This window comes from Mesorhizobium sp. M7A.F.Ca.CA.004.06.1.1, from assembly GCF_003999135.1.
Taxonomy (GTDB): Bacteria; Pseudomonadota; Alphaproteobacteria; order Rhizobiales; family Rhizobiaceae; genus Mesorhizobium.
Genome location: NZ_RZPQ01000380.1, coordinates 1 through 5620 on the forward strand (window position 1 = coordinate 1; position 5620 = coordinate 5620).

Genomic DNA, 5620 nt, shown 5'->3' on the forward strand with positions numbered 1-5620 from the left:
ATTTCCCGGATCTCGAGCGACAGGGCGAAATGCGGGGTCTCGAACAGCCCGGCGAGATATTCGCTCACCGCCGCGAAGACGGCTTCGCCGGTCCGCTTCTTCTCATCAGGGCTGCGGCCGGTGCCGATGCGAAACGACATGTCGAGAAAAGCGTTTTCCGGCAGACTGTCGGCCATCGCGTAAGCCTCGGCGCGAAAGGCCCGCACCCGCACGGCGCCGGTCTCGAACAGCCCGGTGTCCAGCACGGTGCGCAACACCAGCGCGCACAATTCGCCCATGTCGACCTTGGCATCGAGATTGGCTGAATACTCGATGGAGAAGTGAGGCACGGCGTTTCCCTGGTCTATTGCTTTTGTTGTAGTTAACGCGTTAATTACATGCAACGCCGACGAAGTCAAGTCTTGCATCGGCCTTGGCGCAACGATACGGGATGGCAGGAACGGGCCCTGGCAGGCGGATTCGGCTGAGGGAAGGCCTGTTTTCGATCGCAAGCGTGGGAGGCTCTTTTTCTTGCTGCCTGAAAACACCCGTCGTTCTCTGCCAATGGCGCTGCTTCATGCCCGCGAAGCGGTGATGGCGCGGTTTCGGCCGATGCTTGCGGCGCATGACGTGACCGAACAGCAATGGCGCGTGCTGCGCGTGCTGAGCGAAGCCGGCCCGGTCGAGGCGACGGAACTCGCCGACCGCGCCTCGGTTTTGCCGCCCAGCCTGACGCGCATCATCAAGGCGCTCGAGGGCCGCAAATTCATCACCCGCAACAAGGCCGAAGGCGACGGCCGACGCGTCGTTCTAACCATTGCGCCCGCCGGTTCCGCCCTGATCGACGCCCTGTCGCCGGAGCGTCGCGTCATTTATGACGACATCGAACAGCGCTTCGGCCACGAAAAGCTCGAGCAGTTGCTCGATCTGCTGGAGACGCTGATCGACGGCGAGAGCTGATCGTTCCGGCTACCGCAGAGGTTTCGACGGTCGCTTGGGTTGACGGCCCCGCATACCTTGAAAATGGCCGAAACACCCGATGGGGTCAGCTAACCTCGCAACCTCGCCCCTTCCGGATCGAAGAACGGTATCGGAGCCACCACCGCACGCGTCGGCTTACCACCGATATCAATGCTCAATTCGGTGCCGACAGCCGTGAAGGGCAGCCGCAGATGCGCGGTGGCCAGCACCTTGCCGAGGGAATAGCCGTGGTCGCTGTAGGTGACGATGCCGGCGTCCTCGCCATCGGCCAGAATCCTGGCATCGGCCGCGGCCGGCTTGTCGCCGTCGAGGATCAGTCCGACCCATTGCTCGTCGAGGCCCTTGTCGCGAACCTTGAGCAAAGCTTCGCGGCCGATGAAATCGCCCTTGTCGAACTTGATCCAGCGGTCGAGGCCGACATGGAACGGGGTGCGGGTCTCGTCCATGTCGATGCCGTGCGCCGGATAGGCCTTTTCCAGGCCCAGCGTGAACATCGCCAGCACGCCATAGGGTTTCAGGCCAAAGTCACGGCCGGTGCGCATCAGCGCGTCCCAGAGAGAGGCCGCCTCGTCGGCCGGCACGAACAGTTCGAAGCCGAGTTCGCCGGTGACGCCGGTGCGCGAGATCAGTACCCGCGTGCCGTTGATATGGCCCGACGTGAACGACCAGCGCTTCAGTCCATCCAGATCGGCATCCGCGATCAACGCTTTCAGCAGTTCGCGCGAGCGCGGACCCTGGATGGTCGGGAAGGCGATGGCCGCCGTGATGTCGGTGACATAGGCCTTGCGGCCCTGAGCGTGATGCTGCAGCCAGGGCAGCATCTTCAGGCGGTTGACCGAGCCGGTCACCAGCATGAAGTGCTCCGGGCCCAACCGAAACACGGTGAGGTCGTCCATGATGCCGCCATCCTCGCGGCAGACCGTGGAATAGCGGACGTGGCCCGGTTTCATGGCAGCGGCATTATTGACGATGACATGGTTGACCAGCGCCTCGGCCTCCGGCCCCTTGATATCCATCTTGCCCATGGTGCTGAGATCCTGCACGCCGACATTCCTGCGGGTGTTCAGGTGCTCGTCGGCAATACCGGAATAAGTTTTGGCCGAGATGAAATCGCCCCCGACACGACCCATGGTCGCGCCCAGCCCGACGATGCTGCTGTAGAAAGGGGAACGCCGCTCAGCCAAGGAAGTCTCCATCGTTCATGAAAAACGGCAGCGCCAGGCAGCGCTGCCGGAAGGCATTTGTTGTCGTTCTCAGCTGCCGTAGACGTCGAAGGAAAAGTATTTGTCGTTGATTTCCTTGTACTTGCCATTGGCGCGCAGCGCGTCGATGGCCGCATTGAGCTTGTCGGCCAACTCCTTGTTGCCCTTCTGCAGGGCGATGCCGACGCCGGGGCCGTGTATGGCCGGATCGGCCGTCAGCGTGCCGAGCAGCTTGCAGCAGGCGCCGTCTGGCTTCTTCAACCACTCGGTCAGGATGATCGAGCCGTCCATCATCGCGTCGAGGCGGCCATTGGCCATGTCGGTGCGGGCATCTTCGCCCGTCGGATAGGCCTTGACCGTCGAGCCTGCATATTTCTGGTCGGCGAATTTCTGGTGGATGGTCGCGGTCTGCACGCCGAGCGCCTTGCCTTTCAGGTCGTCCGGCGAGGAGCCTGATATGGTCGAATCCTTCGGTACGGCGATGGCCGGCGGCGTCTGGTAGTATTTGTGGGTGAACTCGACCTTTTCGGCCCGCTCGGGCGTGATGGTGATGTTGATGATGGCGTCGAACTTGCCGGCCTGCAGCGCCGGGATCGAACCATCGAAATCCTGCACGCTGAACTCGCACTCGGCCTTCATCTGCGCGCACAGCGCCTTCCCCAAGTCGATGTCGAAGCCGCCCAGCGTGCCGTCGGCACTGGCGTAATTGAAGGGCGGATAGGCGCCCTCGGTGCCGATCCTGAGTTTTTTGTCCTGGGCGGAGGCGGCGCCCGTGGCAAGGGTGAGAGCGACGGAAGCTGCAAGCACGAAACGACCGAAAAGACGCATGTTCGAGTTCCCCGTTGAAAGCGGGAAGTCTACGGGCTTTCATGATCCCGGCGGAGACGGAAACGACATGCGCTGCGGCGATCGCGGCGCGGCGAGCGGACCAAGCCCTCACGATTGGTCGTGCGTTAGCCGGCGCGCTGCTTGTTCGTCGCTGTCCGGTCGATGCCGAGTTCGCCTGCCGAGAGGACAACGCCAAATTTTTCGTTGGCTTCCTCGATCGTATAGTAACCCAACGCCACGTCGCGCAGCACCAGATCCGGATCGCGCTGCAGCGGATCGCCGTAGCCGCCACCGCCCGGCGTGCCGACACGCACGCGGTCGCCGGCCTTGAGCGCGATGTCCTGCTCCTTGGACAAATGCGGCGGTACATGTTCCTCGCCGTTGCGGAAGACGGTCACCATGTTGACCGCGCCATCCCTGCCGCCGAGTGCGCCTTGGGGGCCGAAACGGCCGTGATCCATGACGAAAGAAGCACGGGCGTCGCCGCGCAGGATTTCGACCTCATAGGCGAGGCCGAAACCGCCGCGATGCTTGCCGGCGCCGCCTGAACCTTCGCGCAAGGCATAGTGGCGGTAGAGCACCGGGAATGCCTGTTCCATGATCTCGACCGGCGGCGATTTGGAAATGCCGATGGTCGAGCAGCCATTGGTCAGTCCGTCATGGCCTGAATTTCCGCCGTAACCGCCGCCGGAGATCTGGTACATGACGTAATCGCGACCGCGCGCCGGGTCGTTGCCGCCGAGCGCGAAATTGCCGCTGGAGCCGGCGGGCGCCGCCGTCACCTTGTCCGGCAACGCCTGCACCATGGCCGCGAACACCGCTTCCGCGATGCGCTGCGACACTTCAGCCGCGCAGCCCGAGACCGGGCGTGGATATCTGGCGTCGAGGAAAGTGCCTTCCGGCCGCTTGACTTCAAGCGGTTCGAAGGCACCGGCGCTGATCGGCACATCAGGGAAAATGTGACGCATGGCGAGATAGACCGACGACAAGGTCGTCGCCAGCACACTGTTCATCGGCCCGGCGCAGGGCTTTGACGAGCCGGTGAAATCGAAGGTCAGCGTATTGCCCTGTTTCTCCACCGCGAGCGCGATGGTCAGCGGCTCGTTGACCACCCCGTCGGAATCGACAAACGCCTTGGAATGGTAGGTGCCGTCGGGAATGGCTGAGATGTTGGCGCGCATCTGCTCGGCCGCGCGGCGGCGCAGTTCGGCGATCGCCTCGACAACCGTTTCATCACCGTAACGATCCAGGATACCATTGAGCCGGTCCTGGCCGATCAGCAGTGCCGCAGCCTGGGCGCGGATGTCGCCGATGCGCTGGTCGGCAACGCGGATGTTGGAGCAGATGATGGCGTAGATCTCCGGATCGAGCACGCCCTTCTTGAACAGTTTTACGGGCGGCAGTCGCAGGCCTTCCTGCTCCACGGCAGTCGCCGAGGCCGAAAATCCGCCCGGGACCGAGCCGCCAATGTCGGGCCAATGGCCGGTGTTGGACAGCCAGCAGAAAATCTTGCCGTCCCGGTAGACCGGCATGGCGAAGCGCACATCCATCAGATGCGTGCCGCCGAGATAGGGGTCGTTGACGATGTAGATGTCGCCTGGTTCCGGCGGCAGGCAACGGCCGTCGGCGATCATCTCGATCACCGTCCTGGTCGAATATTGCATGACGCCGACGAACACCGGCAGGCCTTGGCTGCCTTGCGCGATCAGCGAACCATCGACGGCGGAATAGATGCCGTCGGAGCGGTCATTGGCCTCGGCGATGACAGGCGAGAAGGCGGCGCGCGAGAAGGTCAGGTCCATCTCGTCGCAGACCTGCTGCAGTGCCGCCTGGAGGACCGAAAGGGTGATGGCGTCGAGCTTTGCCCTATCAAGATTTGGCATCTCAGGCCTCGCCAATGTCGATGATGATGTTGCCGTCGGCGTCGCTGCGTGCGCGGTCGCCGGGTTCGAGCACGGTGGTGGCATCCACCTGTTCGAGGATCGCCGGCCCTTCGATTTCAGCGTCAAGCGGCAGCTTTTCACGCGCGTATACCGGCGTGTCGTGCCATTGGCCGGCGTACCAGACCGGCCGGATTTCGCGCCGCGCCTCGTCGAGCGTTGTTGCGCGCCCGGCCGGGTCGATCAGCCGCGACAGATCGATCGCCGGACGCACGCCAGTGACCGAGGTGTTGAGATTGACGAGGTTGGCGCGGATTTCCGGAAGCTCGACCTTGAAGCGGGCGAAATAGGCCTTTTCGAAAAGCTGCTGCAGCGTTGCCCGCGTCACCGATGAGGACGGCAGCGCCACGTTGATGATGTGGGTCTGGCCGACGAACTGCATGTCGGCGGAGTGGGTGACGCGGATCGTCTCCGGCTTCACCGCTTCCTTGCCGATCAGCTCTTCACCTTCGTTTCGGTGTCGTTCCAATACAGTATGAAGCTGTCTTTCGTCGAGCACCGCCACCGGCTGGTTGATGGTGTTGACGAAGTCATGGCGCAGGTCGGCGACGACGCAGCCGAGTGCGTTGGTGATGCCCGGACGCGCCGGCACCAGCACCTTGGGCAGGCCGAGTTCGCGCGCCAGGGCCGTTGCGTGCAGCGGGCCGGCGCCGCCAAAGGCGAACAGCGCGAAATCACGAGGGTCATGGC

At 63.4% G+C, this 5620-nt stretch carries 6 protein-coding genes; 1 reads left to right on the top strand and 5 read right to left on the bottom strand.

Annotated features, from left to right (window positions below; genetic code table 11):
• A partial coding sequence (locus EN906_RS21015; protein WP_164777271.1) for a 5-carboxymethyl-2-hydroxymuconate Delta-isomerase occupies window positions 1-329 on the bottom strand: 329 nt, incomplete at its 3' end.
• Between the two features lie 214 nt (window positions 330-543).
• On the opposite strand from EN906_RS21015, the gene hpaR reads away from it, so the two are divergent.
• On the top strand, window positions 544-939 hold the full coding sequence (gene hpaR, locus EN906_RS21020) for a homoprotocatechuate degradation operon regulator HpaR (protein WP_127276380.1): 396 nt from the start codon (window positions 544-546) through the stop codon (window positions 937-939).
• 89 nt (window positions 940-1028) lie between these two features.
• Here the strand turns inward: hpaR and EN906_RS21025 are convergent, their stop codons facing one another.
• The 4 genes from EN906_RS21025 to EN906_RS21040 form a co-directional block, all read right to left on the bottom strand.
• The gene (locus EN906_RS21025; protein WP_236383079.1) at window positions 1029-2144 is read right to left on the bottom strand and encodes an aminomethyltransferase family protein; all 1116 of its coding nucleotides are present in this window, start codon (window positions 2142-2144) and stop codon (window positions 1029-1031) included.
• 69 nt (window positions 2145-2213) lie between these two features.
• Entirely contained in the window at window positions 2214-2990 is a 777-nt protein-coding gene (locus EN906_RS21030; RefSeq protein WP_127267820.1) for an ABC transporter substrate-binding protein, read from the bottom strand.
• Between the two features lie 125 nt (window positions 2991-3115).
• Window positions 3116-4873: a hydantoinase B/oxoprolinase family protein gene (locus tag EN906_RS21035; RefSeq protein ID WP_127267819.1), complete on the bottom strand. Its 1758-nt coding sequence runs from the start codon at window positions 4871-4873 to the stop codon at window positions 3116-3118.
• Window position 4874: 1 nt separating this feature from the next.
• Window positions 4875-5620 (bottom strand): hydantoinase/oxoprolinase family protein (locus tag EN906_RS21040; RefSeq protein WP_281057644.1); only part of this gene is annotated, 746 nt, incomplete at its 5' end.